Annotated in this window: 13 protein-coding genes and 2 tRNA genes; 6 read left to right on the forward strand and 9 right to left on the reverse strand. The window is 65.5% G+C overall.

Annotated elements, in window-relative coordinates:
• Positions 1-2 precede the first annotated feature (2 nt).
• The 7 genes from mnhG to E4341_RS06570 form a co-directional block, all read right to left on the reverse strand.
• Positions 3-344: a monovalent cation/H(+) antiporter subunit G gene (gene mnhG, locus E4341_RS06540; protein ID WP_165116044.1), complete on the reverse strand. Its 342-nt coding sequence runs from the start codon at positions 342-344 to the stop codon at positions 3-5.
• A complete protein-coding gene (locus tag E4341_RS06545; RefSeq protein WP_045810222.1) occupies positions 341-622 on the reverse strand; it encodes a K+/H+ antiporter subunit F in 282 nt (93 codons plus the stop codon). Before E4341_RS06545 ends, mnhG begins: the two co-directional genes overlap by 4 nt.
• Complete coding sequence (locus E4341_RS06550) at positions 619-1,107, reverse strand: Na+/H+ antiporter subunit E (RefSeq protein WP_165116046.1); 489 nt, start codon at positions 1,105-1,107, stop codon at positions 619-621. Before E4341_RS06550 ends, E4341_RS06545 begins: the two co-directional genes overlap by 4 nt.
• On the reverse strand, positions 1,104-2,699 hold the full coding sequence (locus E4341_RS06555) for a monovalent cation/H+ antiporter subunit D (protein ID WP_165116048.1): 1,596 nt from the start codon (positions 2,697-2,699) through the stop codon (positions 1,104-1,106). The genes E4341_RS06550 and E4341_RS06555 overlap by 4 nt, the downstream gene beginning before the upstream one ends.
• Complete coding sequence (locus tag E4341_RS06560) at positions 2,696-3,037, reverse strand: Na+/H+ antiporter subunit C (RefSeq protein ID WP_055804418.1); 342 nt, start codon at positions 3,035-3,037, stop codon at positions 2,696-2,698. Before E4341_RS06560 ends, E4341_RS06555 begins: the two co-directional genes overlap by 4 nt.
• Positions 3,037-5,955 carry a monovalent cation/H+ antiporter subunit A gene (locus tag E4341_RS06565; protein ID WP_165116050.1) on the reverse strand — a complete coding sequence of 973 codons (2,919 nt, stop codon included), beginning with the start codon at positions 5,953-5,955 and terminating at the stop codon, positions 3,037-3,039. The genes E4341_RS06560 and E4341_RS06565 overlap by 1 nt, the downstream gene beginning before the upstream one ends.
• Positions 5,956-6,174: 219 nt before the next feature.
• A tRNA-Asn gene (locus E4341_RS06570) sits at positions 6,175-6,249 on the reverse strand.
• A 44-nt stretch (positions 6,250-6,293) separates the two neighbouring features.
• On the opposite strand from E4341_RS06570, the gene E4341_RS06575 reads away from it, so the two are divergent.
• Positions 6,294-7,127 (forward strand): RNA methyltransferase, encoded by an 834-nt coding sequence (locus E4341_RS06575; protein WP_165116052.1) that lies wholly within the window; start codon positions 6,294-6,296, stop codon positions 7,125-7,127.
• Positions 7,128-7,175: 48 nt separating this feature from the next.
• On the opposite strand, the gene E4341_RS06580 is transcribed toward E4341_RS06575, so the two are convergent.
• Positions 7,176-7,249 (reverse strand) — tRNA-Cys (locus tag E4341_RS06580).
• 134 nt (positions 7,250-7,383) lie between these two features.
• On the opposite strand from E4341_RS06580, the gene E4341_RS06585 reads away from it, so the two are divergent.
• The 5 genes from E4341_RS06585 to E4341_RS06605 all read left to right on the forward strand — a co-directional run bounded on the left by E4341_RS06585 (position 7,384) and on the right by E4341_RS06605 (position 14,036).
• Entirely contained in the window at positions 7,384-8,013 is a 630-nt protein-coding gene (locus E4341_RS06585; RefSeq protein ID WP_165116054.1) for a protein-L-isoaspartate O-methyltransferase, read from the forward strand.
• Positions 8,014-8,153: 140 nt separating this feature from the next.
• Positions 8,154-9,689: a TolC family outer membrane protein gene (locus E4341_RS06590; protein ID WP_165116056.1), complete on the forward strand. Its 1,536-nt coding sequence runs from the start codon at positions 8,154-8,156 to the stop codon at positions 9,687-9,689.
• Between the two features lie 130 nt (positions 9,690-9,819).
• A complete protein-coding gene (locus E4341_RS06595; RefSeq protein WP_165116058.1) occupies positions 9,820-10,425 on the forward strand; it encodes a DUF2497 domain-containing protein in 606 nt (201 codons plus the stop codon).
• Between the two features lie 119 nt (positions 10,426-10,544).
• Positions 10,545-13,283 carry a valine--tRNA ligase gene (locus E4341_RS06600; RefSeq protein WP_165116068.1) on the forward strand — a complete coding sequence of 913 codons (2,739 nt, stop codon included), beginning with the start codon at positions 10,545-10,547 and terminating at the stop codon, positions 13,281-13,283.
• 21 nt (positions 13,284-13,304) lie between these two features.
• Positions 13,305-14,036 carry a TlyA family RNA methyltransferase gene (locus E4341_RS06605; RefSeq protein WP_165116070.1) on the forward strand — a complete coding sequence of 244 codons (732 nt, stop codon included), beginning with the start codon at positions 13,305-13,307 and terminating at the stop codon, positions 14,034-14,036.
• 162 nt (positions 14,037-14,198) lie between these two features.
• On the opposite strand, the gene E4341_RS06610 is transcribed toward E4341_RS06605, so the two are convergent.
• Positions 14,199-14,861: a glycine zipper 2TM domain-containing protein gene (locus E4341_RS06610; RefSeq protein ID WP_165116072.1), complete on the reverse strand. Its 663-nt coding sequence runs from the start codon at positions 14,859-14,861 to the stop codon at positions 14,199-14,201.
• Positions 14,862-14,954 lie beyond the last annotated feature (93 nt).

Below are 14,954 nucleotides of genomic sequence, written 5' to 3' on the forward strand. Positions count from 1 at the left end.
GATCAGCCCTTCCTCGGCGTGCCTTTGACCCTGTCGGTGCGATCGCGGAACAGGGCGGCGCGGGCGAGTAGGATCAGGGTGACTGGCGTCGTGACCGTAAGGAACAGGCCGATCAGGATTTCGCGCGGCATGAAACGCCGCTCCACGGTCGTGAACCAGATGATTGACGCCAGAAGGACCAGGGCCATGCCCAGCGTAGCCCCAAGCGTCGGGGCATGAACGCGCTCATAGAAGGTCTTCAGCCGAACCAGCCCAACCGCGCCCAGTAGCGAAAGGGCTGAGCCGATGACGGCCAGGGCGACGACGATGATGGCGGCCCATGCGGGAACGTCAGCTTGGGTCATTCAATCACCTCGCCGCGCATCAGGAACTTGGCCAGGGCCACAGTGGCGGCGAAGCCCAACATGCCGATCACCAGGGCGGCCTCGAAATAAAGCTGACTGTTGGTGCGAATGCCGAACACCACCACCAGCAGCATGCCGTTCAGATAAAGGGTGTCCATGCCCAGGACGCGATCCTGGGCGCGCGGACCGTGAATGATCCGCCATGCCGCCAGGCCCATGGCGCAGATCAGCATCAGCTGGGCCAGACCCAGACCCCAGGTCAGCACCGCCGCCGTCATTCAAAAATCTCCATCAGCCGGCGCTCGTAGCGATCCTTGATCAGCCGCACCCAGGAATCTTCGTCCACGAGATCCAGCACGTGCAGCAGCAGACGGCCGGTGGCGGACTCATACTCGACCCACAAGGTGCCGGGCGTCGAGGTGATGATGATGGCCAGGACCGCCAGACCATATCGGTCGCGCAGGTCCAACGGGATGTGGATGAAGCCGGATGTGCGCTCATGCCGTCGCCGCCCCAGAATGATGTGCGACACCGCCCAGTTGGAGCGCACGATGTCGCCGACGACGTCGATGGCGAGGCGAATTATAGCTATCGGCGCCTTCACCCGCACGCGATCAACTCCCAGCGCCAGCATGATGATCGGCGCCAGCAGGGCCAGCAGCACCGCGAGCGCCAGAGACGGCGGCGCGACCGAGGCGCTGAGCAGGATTGAGGCGACGAACAGGCCTAGTGAAAGGATGGGGTAGGGAAGGATGCGTCTCATCGACCGCCCCCGCCCAGCACCGCGTGAATGTAGCCTTGCGGGTCAGCCAGCCAGGCCGCCGTGTGGTCAGTGTAGATCAACGCGGAGCCAGCGAAGATGGCCAGGAACACGCAGGCGCCGAGCAGGACTGCGACCGCCGTCAGCTCGGCCGCACCCACCACGAAAGCCGGCGCATCCTCGTCGCGCGTCCAGATCGCACCGACGCCCAGGCGCGTCAGGCCGATTAAGGCGCCGAGGCTGGACACGGAAAGCACGGCTGCCAGCGTCCAGGCCGCCGCATCGCCAACGCCGACCAGGGCGCTGATCATCGACAGTTTTCCGACAAAGCCCGCCAAGGGCGGCAGGCCGGCGACCATCAAGGTGCAGATCAGAAAGGCGCCGCCCAGGGCCGCGACGGCCGCCGGGATGACCAGGCCCGGTTCGTTGCGTTCTTCGTCGTCGAACGGATCACTATACTCGTCATCGAAAACAGCGCGCGCCTCGCCGACGTCGGCCTCACGTCCGCGCTGGAGAATTTCGGCCAGCAGAAACAGGGCTGCGCAGGCCAGAGTTGAGCCGATCAGGTAAAAGAGCGCGCCGCTGAGGGTCGCCGCATCGCCGACGCCCAAGCTGGCCAGAACGGTGCCGGAGGAAATCATCACACCGAACCCGGCGGCGCGCGACAGATCGCGAGAGGCGATGAGGCCGAATGTGCCGAACGCTATGGTCGCCAGTCCGCCGACGAACAGCCAGGTCAGGCCAAATCCGGCAGAGGCGCCCGCATCGGCGCCGAACAGCAACAGACTGAGGCGGATGACCACATAGACCCCGACCTTGGAGAGGATGGCAAAGGCTGCCGCCGCCGGCGCGCTGGCCGCTGAATAGGTCGGCGTCAGCCAGAAGCCCAAGGGCCACATGGCGCACTTGATCAGAAAGGCCGTACCCAGCACCGCCGCTCCGATATGAAACAGTCCCAGGTCATCCGCTGAGATGGTCGCAACCCGCGTTGAAACATCCGCCATGTTCAGCGTGCCGGTCACCCCGTAGATCAGGCTGACGCCGATCAGGAACAGCAAGGACGCGGTCAGATTGACGGCGATATAGATCACGCCTGCCCGCACACGCGCCTCGCCCGACCCATGCAGGGCCAGTCCGTACGAGGCGGCCAGCATGATCTCGAAGAAGACGAACAGGTTGAACAGGTCGCCGGTCAGCAGGGCGCCGTTCACGCCCATGATCAGAAGCAGGAACAGGGCGTGGAAGCGCGGCCCCGCCCGGTCCCATCGCGCCAGGGCGAAGATCAGGGCGCATCCGCCCAGAACGCTGGTCAGCGCGACCATCATCGTCGAAAGTCGGTCGGCCACCAAGACGATGCCGTAGGGCGCAGCCCACGACCCCAGGCGATAGACGCGCGCAGTATCGCCGCCGCCCACGGCGCCGTTTGCGCTCTCGTGCAGCAGAACCAGGGCCATGACCAGAATGGCGGCCATAGCGCTCAAGCTAAGCGCCGCCTTCAGCGTTCGGCGACGTTCGTCAAGCAGCAGCATGGCTGAGGCGATGATCATCGGCAGGACGATGGGGCCGATGATCAGATGGGCGTTCCAGTCGATCATGCGTCCGGCTCCTTGCCATCGACATGGTCGCTGCCGGTGATGCCGCGCGCGGCCAGAATGACGACCAGGAACAGCGCGGTCAGGGCGAAGCTGATGACGATCGCGGTCAGGACCAGCGCCTGCGGCGTCGGGTCGGTGTAGCGCGCCGGGTCGGAGACCTCGCCCGCCAGCACCGGCGGCGCGCCCGACCTCAGCCGTCCCATGGCGAAGATGAAGATATTGACCGCATAGGACAGCAGCGACAGCCCCATGATCACCTGAAAGGTGCGCGGGCGCAGCAGCAGCCAGACACCGGAGGCCGACAGCACGCCGATGGCGAGGGCGAGAACCAGCTCTATCATGACGGCTCTCCCTCCTCGTTGTCTCTCTGTTTGGGCTTGCGCAGCGACTGGTGCGCTAGGGCGACGAGGGTCAGGACCGTGGCGCCCACGACCAGAACGACCACGCCCAAGTCGAACAGCACGGCGCTGGCCAAGGGCACGCGGCCTAGGATCGGCAGGTCGGCATACTGGAACCAGGAGGTCAGGAAAGGATAGCCGAACAGCCACGATCCGATCCCGCTGAGGGCGGCGATCACCAGGCCCGCGCCGATCCAGAAGATGGGCCGGATGGCCAGCCGCTCTTCGACCCACCGGGCGCCCGAGGCCATATATTGCAGGATGAAGGCGATCGACAGGGCCACACCCGCCGCGAAACCGCCGCCCGGCAGGTCGTGCCCGCGTAGGAACAGGTGGACGGCGAGCAGGATGATGAAGGGGAAGATCCAGCGCATCACCACGCGGGGGATCAGCATGGTCTCCTTCAGCGTGTCGCCCTCCGATCGCGTCTCATGATCGCGGTCTGAGGCATCCTGCACGCTCTGCTGGCTGGGATTGGACAGGGTGTCGTCGGCGGGACGGAAGCGGCGCAGCAGGGCGAAGATCGTCAGGCCGACAATGCCCAGAACCGTAATCTCGCCGAAGGTGTCGAAGGCGCGGAAGTCGACCAGGATGACGTTGACGATGTTGCGCCCGCCCGCGTCCTTGTAGGCGTGCTCGACGAAGAAGCGCGAAATCCCCTCGATCGATGGACGCGTCATGACGGCGTAGGATATGGCCGCCAGGGACGCGCCGACGGCGGCGGCGATGATCAGGTCGATGCGGCGACGGCGGCGAGACCGCTTCTCCATGGCCTGTGGCAGGCGAATGGTCTCGAGCCGCTTCGGCAGCCAACGCAGACCCAGCAGCAGCAGAACGGTGGTCACGACCTCGACTAGCAACTGGGTCACGGCCAGATCCGGCGCCGACAGCCAGACGAAGGACAGGCAGCTGGCCAGACCTGCGCCGCCCATCAGAACCACGGCGGCCAGTCGGTGATATTTCGCCTGCCATGCCGCCGCGACTGCGCAACTGGCGCCGACCAGCCAAAGACCGGCGAAGGCCCAGTTGGACAGGGTCAATGTCGGCATGATCGGGCGGATCACCAATCCGGCGCCGATCGCCGCCAGCCCGCCTGCCAGCAGGGCGACCAAGACGATGGCCCTCAGCTGTGGCTGTTGTTGTGTCGCCCCGAACAGGCGAACCATCGCCTCAGACCCCTTGAACAGGCCGGTCATGGTTCGCTCGAACAACCAGCCGCCGTTCAGACGCTTCCAGCCCCACGGTCCGCCGCGCGGGTTGGCGTTGATGCGTTTGCCGAAGACGACATAGAGACCCACGCCGCCCGCGAGCGCGATGAGGCTCAGCACCAGCGGCACGTTGAATCCGTGCCACAGGGCCAGGCTGTAATAGGGCAGGTCAAAGCCCAGCACCGAAACGGCGGCGCTCTTCAGAAACGGCCCCACCGTTACAGCCGGGAAAATGCCGACGACCAGGCACAGGGCGACCAGCACCTCTACGGGGCGGCGCATCCAGGCGGGCGGCTCGTGCGGGATGCGATCCAGCTCTGTCGGCGGCGGGCCGAAGAATGTCGCGTGGATGAACCGCAATGAATACAGAACGCTGAAGGCGCTGGCCAAGGTGGCGAGGGCGGGCAGCAGCATGTTCAGGCCGTGCGCATGGGCGCTGGCTACCGCCTCGGCCAGGAACATCTCTTTGGACAGAAAGCCGTTCAACAGGGGCACGCCCGCCATCGCGGCTGCGGCCACCATGGCCAGGGTCGCCGTGAAGGGCATGAAACGGAACAGACCGCTCAGCTTGCGCATATCCCGCGTGCCGGCCTCGTGATCGATGATGCCGGCGGCCATGAAGAGCGACGCCTTGAAGGTGGCGTGGTTCACCGTGTGGAAGATGGCCGCGATACAGGCCAACGGACTGCCCAATCCCAGCAGCAGCACGATCAGGCCCAGATGGCTGATCGTCGAATAGGCCAGCAGGCCTTTGAGATCATGCTGGAAGATGGCGCACCATGCGCCGAGCAGCAGCGTCGCCAGACCCATGCCGCCGACGATCAGATACCAGCTCTCGGACCCCGCCAGGACGGGCCAGAAGCGGATCAGCAGGAAGATACCCGCCTTCACCATGGTCGCGGAGTGCAGATAGGCGCTGACCGGCGTCGGCGCGGCCATGGCGCGGGGCAGCCAGAAGTGGAACGGGAACTGCGCGCTCTTGGTCATCGCGCCGAGCAGCAGAAGGATCAGCGCGGGCAGGTACAGCGGGCTGGTCTGGATCGCCTCTCGCGACGCCAGGACGACATCGAGGTCGTAGCTGCCGACGATCCGCCCGATCAGGATCATGCCGACCAGCAGGGCGATCCCGCCCGTGGCCGTGACCGTCAGGGCCATGCGCGAGCCTTCGCGCGCCGCCGGGTTCTGGTGCCAATAGCCGATCAGCAGGAAGGAAAAGAGGCTGGTCAGCTCCCAGAAGACCACGAGCTGGATCAGATTGCCCGACAGCACCACGCCCTGCATCGCCCCCATGAAGGCCAGCAGGAATGAGAAGAAGCGCGGGACCGGATCCTTCGGCGACATGTAGTAGCGGGCATACAGCACGACCAAGGCGCCGATCCCCAGGATCAGGGCGCTGAACAGCCACGACAGTCCATCCAGTCGCAGCACCAGATTGACGCCCAGCGACGGCAGCCACGGGATTTCGTAGCGCAGCGTCTCCCCGTCCTGGAACATCGGCCATAGCGCAGCCAGACACCCCAGGCTGACCAAGGCCACGACCCAGGACAGGATGGCGGCCGAGGTGCGTGCATGACGCGGCAAGCCGGACGCGACGATGGCGCCCAGGAATGGCAGGACCAGGATGACGACAAGTAGGAAGCTGATGGACATCGAGGCGGGGCGTCTCTCCTGGATCGTGAGGGATAGCTTTGCCAACGCTCAAGGTTGGCCAAGGTTCGCTTTGATCTACGGACAGGGGCGGGGTGCGTCAAAGCGACACCACAGCGCGGGACAACCTGCGCCCAATAGCTCGGCCGTCGTTCGAAAAGATCAGATTATCTGGAAAGTATTCGACCTAACGCCTTGTCTGGCCTCAGTCTTTACCCCGAGTGGCTCCGCAGGTAGGATTCGAACCTACGACCAGCCGATTAACAGTCGGCTGCTCTACCACTGAGCTACTGCGGAACATCTGCTCGGGAGGCGGGCGTATAGCAGCGGCTGTTCCGATCTTGCAATGGGAAAACGAGCCAATCGAAACGATATTTGTCGACGATCCCGCAGACCCGCGTGTTGCGGCCTATCGCGATATCCGCGAGCGCGATCTGACGGGTCGTCAGGGTCTGTTCATCGCGGAAGGGGAGGTGGTGGTGCGTGGACTGGCGTCGACGGCGTCGCGCTGCTGGCCCCTGTCGCTGCTGCTGGCGGAAAAGCGCGTTGCGGCCTTGGGCGATGTCATCACGTCTCTGCCGCCCGCGACGCCCGTCTATGTTGCGGGCCAAGCCGTGCTGGACCAAATCGCGGGTTTCGAACTGCACCGGGGCATTCTGGCCTTGGGCCAAAAGCCCGAGCCGCTGTCGCTGGACAAAATGCTGGCGGATATCAGGCCTCAGGACGTGTTCGTCGTGGCCAGCGGGATCGGCAACCACGACAATGTCGGCGGCTTGTTCAGGAACGCCGCCGCGTTCGGCGCCACGGCGGTGCTGCTTGATCCGACCTGCTGCGACCCCTTTTACCGCAAGGCGATTCGCGTTTCGGTCGGCGCGGTGCTGCGCACGCCGTTCGTCGTGGCCGGCGCGACAGACATTATCGAGGCCCTGCAGCGGGCCGGCGTCGAGGGCTTGGCGCTGACGCCTTCGGCGACCGAGCGGCTTTCGGACTACAGGCGCGTCGGACCAGTCGCTCTGGTGCTGGGGTCCGAGGGTCCGGGGCTGCCCCAGGATTTGATCGAGCGTTGCCGGCCGATCGGCATCGCTATGGCGGGCGGGTTCGATTCGCTGAATGTCGCGGCGACGAGTGCGGTTGCGCTTCATCATCTGACGACGACGGCGCTCACTGGAAGCTGAAAACGCGAAGGCCGCCCCAAGGGGCGGCCTTCGTCCGTATCGTCGCGATGGAGGCCTGACCGGGAATCGAACCCGGGTGCAAGGATTTGCAGTCCTCTGCGTCACCACTCCGCCATCAGGCCGCTTTTTGTCCCCGATTTCTCGGGGGCGGTCATCGCGAGGGGCGTTCGCTATCAGATCGGATTGTCCGCTGCAACGCACGGACCTATAAGCGCGCGAGTTTTCCTCCCGGATTATCGTTGAAGGCTGCCTACAGATGGATTTCACCGCAGAGCGCAAGGCCATGGTCGACTCGCAGGTGCGAGTGAACGACGTGACGGATCGCGCGATTCACCTGGCCATGATGGCCATACCGCGTGAAAAGTTCTGCGCGCCTGATCGCGCCTTCGCCGCCTATTCCGAAGAATCGGTGGTGATCGCGGGCGAGCGCCGCCTGATGCCGGCGCGCGACGTCGCCAAGCTGCTGCAAGCGGCCGACGCACGCGAAGGCGAGAAGGCCCTGGCGATCGCCGCGCCCTACGCCGCCGCCCTGCTGGCCCGTATGGGCGTTAGCGTGACGGCTCAGGAATCGGACGACGCCGTTTTCGCGGTGGTCGGCGAGGCTCTGGCGAACGAAGGCGTGTCGACGGTCGTCGCGCCGCTGGCTCAACCGACCGGCGAAGGGTGGGACCTGATCATTTCCGAAGGCGGCGTCGAGAGCCTGCCCGAATCGTGGGGCGCGGCCCTGCGTCCCGGCGGCCGGATCGTCGTGGTCGAACGTCGCGGCGCCATCGGCAAGGCGGCCCTGTATGTTCAGACGCGCGAAGGCCTGTCGCGCCGCGAACTGTTTGATTCGTCGCCAGCGGTCCTTGCCGAGCTGAAGCCCGCCCCCACTTTCGCGCTGTAAGACCAAAGAGACGCGCGGTTGCGACGGAAATCCCGTTCGCAACCGTGAAGAAAACTTAACTGGCGTGTGGTTCGGTCAGGCCGCAGTTACGCTTGAGAAAACATTCGGGCGTTCTTCGGAGCGTCACGCAAGGACGGACAATGTTGAAACGCTCGCGTGTGCTGGCTTCGGCCGCTGTGATCGCCGTGATGACCGGTCTGGGCGCGCCGGCCTGGGCCGAGACGCTGCAGGACGCCATCGCCCTGGCCTATCGGACCAATCCCAATCTGCTGGCCCAGCGCGCCAACCAGCGTGCGCTGGACGAGACGGTGGTCCAGGCGCGGTCGGGCCTGCGCCCGACCATCGGCGCCTCGGCCGGCGTGGACTACACCCGCAGCGACTTCCCCGCCGTGACCCAGTTCGTCGATACGAACAACGACGGTATACCCGACACCCAGGTCACGACCTCGTCGTCCGAAACTGAAGGCGCCAATGTCGGCGTCAGCGTCAGCCAGAATGTCTGGACTGCCGGTCGCACCTCGCGCGCCATCGACCAGGCGCGCGCCAGCGTCCTGGCCGGCCGCGAGAACCTGCGTGAGATCGAACAGTCGGTCATGCTGTCGGTGATCCAGGCCTATGTGAACGTCACCCGCGACATGGAAATCCTGCGTATCCGTCAGGAGAACCTGACGGTGCTGCAACGCCAGCTGGAAGAAACCAGCGCCCGTTTCGAGGTCGGCGAGATCACCCGCACCGACGTGGCCCAGGCCGAAGCCTCGCAGGCGCAGTCCGAAGCCGACTTGGCGAACGCCCAGGCCCAGTTGTCCACGTCGCGCGCCGCCTATGCCGCCGTCGTCGGCCAGTCGCCGGCCGATCTGGAAGCCGCGCCGGTCCTGCCGGAAGTTCCCGGCGACTTCGACGTCGCCATCGAGACGGCGCTGCAGCGCAATCCCGCTGTCCTGGCCGCGACCTATCAACTGCAAAGCGCCGAGGCGGCTGTCGCCGCCGCCCGTTCGGAATATCTGCCGTCGGTGCGCGCCACCGCCTCCTATGGCGGATCGACCAACGATCTGGGCGATCTGGGCGAACTGGCTGATCGCCGCAGCTTCACGGCCGGCGCCACCCTGTCCGTACCGCTGTTCACCGGCGGTCTGAACCGCTCGCGCGTCGCCCAGGCTTTGGAGCGCGCCAACGCGGCCCAGATCGGCATCGAGGGCGAGCGCCGCACGGTGCTTCAGAACGTCAGCTCGGCCTACGCCCAGGTACTGTCGACCCGCGCCACGGTCGCGGCCGGCACGGAAGCCGTTCGCGCAGCATCGGTCGCGGCCGAAGGCGTGCGCCAGGAAGCTCAGGTCGGCCTGCGCACCACGCTTGACGTGTTGAACCAGGAACTAGCGCTTCGGAATGCCCAGACTTCTGTCGCCAGCGCTCGCGCCGCTGAATATGTCGCCCGCGCCTCGCTGCTGGCCGCCATGGGCCAGTTGGAAGGCCCGGCGCTGAACCCGACGATCGAGGCCTATGATCCGGCTGCGAATTACGACCAGGTCAAGGGACGCGGCGGTTTGCCGTGGGATGGCGTGATCGAGACTCTGGACCGCGTGGCCTCGCCGCCGATCGTGACCACGCCGGACACCGCCGACGCGCCGATCGACGCTCAGCTCAAGGGCGAGGTTGTGCGCACGGCGCCGCAGAACTGACCGCGTCGAATACGGACGGAAACCGCCCGTTGATTCCGACGGGCGAAGATGCGACGACAAGGCACAGGTTTCGAGCGATCCATCGTTCGGCGCCCACCCCTTCTACCCAGGCCTCGCCCAAGGTTGCGCCATGACCGATCAGTCCGCCCAGGAACCGACCATGGAAGAGATTCTGGCGTCGATTCGCCGGATCATCTCCGAAGATGAGGCCCCGGCTGAGACGCCGGCCGCCGCCATGCCGGAAGCCACGCCTGAGCCGGTTCCCGAGCCGATCGCGGCCGAAACCGTCTTCGCCGCTCCGGTGGAGCCTGTGTCGGAGCCCGCCGCTGTCGAAGACGACGTGCTGGAACTGACCGACCGCTATGAAGCGCCGGCCGAGACGATCGGCGATCTGGACGTGGTCGAGCATTCGCCCGCGCCCTATCAGCCCGAACCGGAACCTGCGCCGGCCTACGAATCGGCTCCCGAGCCGGCTCCGGCCTATGACACTCTGGTCGGCGACAGCGCCGCCGCCAGCGCGGCCTCGGCCTTTGCGGGCCTGGCCGCGAGCTTCAAGAAGCCTGAGCCGGCTCCGTCGAGCTCGGGCGACCTGCCCTTCGTTAGCGGCAACACCGTCGAGGCCATGGTCGCCGAGATGCTGCGTCCGCTGTTGAAGGACTGGCTGGACAACAATCTGCCCGGCATCGTTCAGGCGGCGGTACAAAAGGAAGTCGAACGCATCGCGCGCAGCGCCTAGCCCTTCGCTTCAGCCCAGATTAATCCGAGGGGCGGCTCCTGAAGGGGCCGCCCTTTCGCATTTCGATATGCTCATGTAGCGACGCGCCGCGCGCGGAGCGTTAGCAAAAAAGAATGACGATGCTTGAGAAGACCTTCGAACCCCAGGCCGCCGAGCCCCGCCTTTACGCCCAGTGGGAAGAGAGCGGCCTGTTCGCGCCCTGCACCGACGGCGCCGCCGAGGCCTATTCGATCGTCATTCCGCCGCCCAACGTGACCGGCAGCCTGCACATCGGCCATGCGCTGAACAATACGCTGCAGGACATCCTGGCCCGCTATCACCGGATGAAGGGCAAGGCGGTGCTTTGGCTGCCGGGCACGGACCACGCCGGCATCGCCACCCAGATGGTGGTCGAGCGTCAGCTGGCCGCCGGCGGCAATGTCGGCAGGCGCGACATGGGCCGCGACGCCTTCATCGAGAAGATCTGGGAATGGAAGGCCGAAAGCGGCGGGACCATCGTGCGTCAACTGCGCCGTCTCGGCGCATCGTGCGACTGGTCCCGAGAGCGGTTCACCCTGGACGAGGGGCTGAACGCCGCCGTCCGCAAGGTCTTCGTGCAACTGCACAAGGAAGGCCTGATCTATCGCGACAAGCGGCTGGTGAACTGGGACCCGCATTTTCAGACCGCCATCTCGGACCTGGAGGTCGAGCAGCGCGAAGTCGACGGCGCCTACTGGCATTTCGCCTATCCGTTGGCCGACGGCGTCACCTATGAACACCCCGTCGCCTTCGACGAGGACGGCAAGGCGACCGAGTTCGAGACGCGCGACTTCATCGTCGTCGCCACGACCCGGCCCGAGACCATGCTGGGCGACACCGGCGTGGCGGTGCATCCGGATGACGAACGCTATGCCGGCCTGGTCGGCAGGTTCGTGACCCTGCCGATTACCGGTCGTCGCATACCCATCGTCGCGGACGACTATGCCGATCCGACCAAGGGCTCCGGCGCGGTGAAGATCACGCCGGCGCATGATTTCAACGACTTCGGCGTGGGCAAGCGCGCGGGCCTGCCGTCGTTGAATATCCTCGACGCTTTCGGACGCATCACGAATGTTGATACGCCCGACGTGCCTGCGGACTCCGTCGGCCTCGACCGTTTCGCCGCGCGCAAGGCCATCGTCGCCCGCGCCGAGGAAGAGGGCTGGCTGCGCGAGATCGAGAAGACCAAACACGTCGTGCCGCACGGCGACCGTTCCGGCGTCGTCATCGAACCGTGGCTGACGGACCAATGGTACGTCGACGCCAGGGTCCTGGCCCAGCCCGCGCTGAAGGCGGTGGAGCAGGGCGATACGGTGTTCGAGCCCAAGTCCTACGAGAAGATCTATTTCGAATGGCTGCGCAACATCGAGCCTTGGTGCATCTCACGCCAGCTCTGGTGGGGGCACCGCATCCCGGCCTGGTATGGCCCGAACGGCGAAATCTATGTCGCCGAAACGGAAGGGGACGCCCGCGAACAGGCGATGGCGGACTATGATTCCGAGGTCGCCCTGACCCAGGACGAGGACGTTTTGGATACCTGGTTCTCCTCGGCCCTGTGGCCGTTCTCGACCATGGGCTGGCCCGAGAAGACCGAGGATCTGGAGCGGTTCTATCCGACGAGCGACCTGGTCACGGCGGCGGACATCATCTTCTTCTGGGTCGCCCGGATGATGATGATGGGCCAGCACTTCATGGGCGAGGTTCCGTTCAAGCGCGTCATCATCAATGGCCTCGTCCGCGACGAGAAGGGCCAAAAGATGAGCAAATCCAAGGGGAACGTCATCGACCCCCTGGGCATCATCGACGAGCTGGGCGCCGATCCGCTGCGCTTCACCATGGCCATCCTGTCAGGCACGCGGGACATCAAACTGTCGAAACAGCGGATCGAGGGATACCGCAACTTCGGCACCAAGCTGTGGAACGCCGCGCGCTTCAGCCAGATGAACGAGGCGCGCCGGGTCGAAGGCTTCGATCCCGCTACTGTCGACCAGACGATCAACCGCTGGATCCGAAGCGAGGTGACCAAGGCCGAACGCGCGGTGTCGCAAGCCATCGAAGGCGGACGCTTCGACGATGCGGCGGGCGCTTTGTATCGCTTCGTCTGGAACGTCTTCTGCGACTGGTATCTGGAACTGGCCAAACCGGTGTTCCAAGGCGCCGATAAAGCCGCAAAAGCCGAGACGCGGGCGATGACGGCCTGGACGCTGGATCAGACGCTGAAGCTTCTGCATCCGGTCATGCCCTTTATCACCGAGGAGCTGTGGGCCGAACTGGGCAAGGAAGGGGCACCCCGCGATTTGGCGCGCGACGGCTTGCTGATCGGCGCCGAGTGGCCGGTTCTGCCGGACGCCTTCATCGACGCCTCGGCCGAAGCCGAGATCGGCTGGCTGGTCGATCTGGTCGGCGAGATTCGCGGCCTGCGCGCCGAAATGAACGTGCCGCCGTCGGCCAAGCCGCCGCTGGCCTTTGTCGCGCCCGACGCCGTGACGGCCGAGCGGATCGCCCGCCATCGCGATCTGATCCTGACCCTGGGCCGGGTGTCGGAAGTCGGCTCGGCGGACGCGGCGCTGACAGGGGCCGTGACCTTCGTGTCCGGCGGTTCGACCATCGCCTTGTCCTTGGCGGGCATCATCGATCTGACCGCCGAACGGGCCCGTCTGGAGAAGGAAATCGCCGCCTTCGACAGCGACATCGGTCATGTGAACAAGAAGCTGGGCAATCCTAACTTCGTGTCTCGCGCCGCGCCGGAAGTCGTCGACGAACAGCGCGCCAAGCTGGCCGAGGCCGAGGCGGGCAAGATCAAGCTGCAGGCGGCGCTGGCGCGTCTGGCGTCGCTCTGACGCCTTGATGAAAGCAAGGCCGTGAAGACGCGGATTGATCAGCTTCTGGTTGCGCGCGGCCTGTTCGACAGCCGATCGCAGGCGCGCGTCGCGATCGAGGCGGGGCTGGTTCTGGCCAACGGCGCGCTTGTGCGTAAGGCGTCCGAACAGTTTGCGGACGACATCGCGCTGGAGGCCCAACCCGCCCACCCGTGGGTCGGGCGCGGGGCGCTGAAGCTGGACCACGCCCTGACCCTATGGCCCGTTCTCGTGGAGGGCAGGGTGGCGCTGGATGTCGGCGCATCGACGGGCGGCTTTACCGAGGTTTTGCTGACCCGCGGCGCGGCGAAGGTGTTCGCCGTCGATGTCGGCTTCGGGCAGATGCACGCACGGGCGTCGTCCGATCCACGCGTGATCAATCTGGAGCGCACCGATGCGCGGGACCTTACGGTCGATTTAATCCCGCAGCCGCCGTCGCTGGTGGTCTGCGACGCCAGTTTCATCAGCCTGATCAAAGTGCTCCCGGTCGCGCTGGATCTGGCGACGCCTGGCGCGGACCTGGTCACCTTGGTCAAGCCGCAGTTCGAGGCCGATGGCCCGGGCGGCGGCAAGAAGGGCGTGATCAAGGATGCGAGGGCGCATGCGGCGGCCGTGGAGCGCGTGCGCGACTGGCTGGAAGCGTTGGGTTGGGCGGTTCAGGCGACAACCGAAAGTCCGATCACCGGTGGCGACGGCAATCTTGAGTTCCTGCTCTGGGCAAAGAAGCCGGGCTAGGGCCGTAACCCCCAAAACGGGCTCAAGTAGGCCAACGGCCGATAGCCCCAAAACGGGCTCAAGTAGGCCAACGGCCGATAGCCCCTGAAACAAAGAGAAACCGCCGGAGGATTACTCCTCCGGCGGCTCCGTCACGTCGTCGATCGACAGGGGGGCTGAAAATTAATCGACGACGCGATAGCGGCCGTACTGGTCGGGGCAGGTGCGGACGTAGCGGGTGTCCGTGCGACCATCCGGCAGACGAATCTGGCTTTCGGCCAGACGGCATCCGTCTGAATTCTGATAAGATTCGACCGGGCGTGAGCGGTCGTCGTAATAGCTGCCACGGCTGTAGGCATAGTCATCGCGACGATCATAGTCGTCGTAGCGATAGCCTTGGTCGCCGGTGTAACGATCGTCGTAATAGCCGTAGCTCGGTTGGCTATAGCCCTGGGCGTAATAGCCGTTCGAGCCATAGCTGCTCTGATAGCTGCGGCAGGCGTCCGAGCTGGATCGACCGACCTGCGACCCGACGACAGCGCCGAGCACGCCGCCCAGGATGCTGCCTTCCGTGCGTCGACCGCGTGCGGCCAGTTGCGAGCCGATGACGGCGCCCGCGCCGCCGCCGATCACCGCGCCGGCGCCGGTGCGGCCTTGGCGCTCACGCGCGCAAGGATCGTAATAGCGGCCGCTGTTGTAATCATACGAGCGGCTGTAGGCGCCCGTGCCGTAGTTCTGGCTATAGCCGCTGCCGTAATAGTTCTGGGCTGACGCCGTGAGCGGGGCAGCCGTGACGCCGAACGCCAGGGCGGCGACGGCGGCGATCGATGTTTTCGTGAGACGCATTTTCCAACCCTCTGAGGACCGAACGGTTTTCCGTCAAACGTTAACGGCAAAGCCTCGTGTCTCGTTGCAAAAGGATTTACGACGGCGAAGCTG

It is taken from the genome of Brevundimonas sp. 'scallop' (genome assembly GCF_011045535.1).
In the GTDB taxonomy this organism is placed as follows: Bacteria; Pseudomonadota; Alphaproteobacteria; order Caulobacterales; family Caulobacteraceae; genus Brevundimonas; species Brevundimonas vesicularis.

Bases quoted from the DNA above. Each gene is read 5' to 3' on its own strand.
- mnhG (WP_165116044.1), bottom strand. From the start codon at position 344: ATGACCCAAGCTGACGTTCCCGCATGGGCCGCCATCATCGTCGTCGCC.
- E4341_RS06545 (WP_045810222.1), bottom strand. From the start codon at position 622: ATGACGGCGGCGGTGCTGACCTGGGGTCTGGGTCTGGCCCAGCTGATG.
- E4341_RS06550 (WP_165116046.1), bottom strand. From the start codon at position 1,107: ATGAGACGCATCCTTCCCTACCCCATCCTTTCACTAGGCCTGTTCGTC.
- E4341_RS06555 (WP_165116048.1), bottom strand. From the start codon at position 2,699: ATGATCGACTGGAACGCCCATCTGATCATCGGCCCCATCGTCCTGCCG.
- E4341_RS06565 (WP_165116050.1), bottom strand. From the start codon at position 5,955: ATGTCCATCAGCTTCCTACTTGTCGTCATCCTGGTCCTGCCATTCCTG.
- E4341_RS06585 (WP_165116054.1), top strand. From the start codon at position 7,384: ATGGATTTCACCGCAGAGCGCAAGGCCATGGTCGACTCGCAGGTGCGA.
- E4341_RS06590 (WP_165116056.1), top strand. From the start codon at position 8,154: ATGTTGAAACGCTCGCGTGTGCTGGCTTCGGCCGCTGTGATCGCCGTG.
- E4341_RS06595 (WP_165116058.1), top strand. From the start codon at position 9,820: ATGACCGATCAGTCCGCCCAGGAACCGACCATGGAAGAGATTCTGGCG.
- E4341_RS06600 (WP_165116068.1), top strand. From the start codon at position 10,545: ATGCTTGAGAAGACCTTCGAACCCCAGGCCGCCGAGCCCCGCCTTTAC.
- E4341_RS06610 (WP_165116072.1), bottom strand. From the start codon at position 14,861: ATGCGTCTCACGAAAACATCGATCGCCGCCGTCGCCGCCCTGGCGTTC.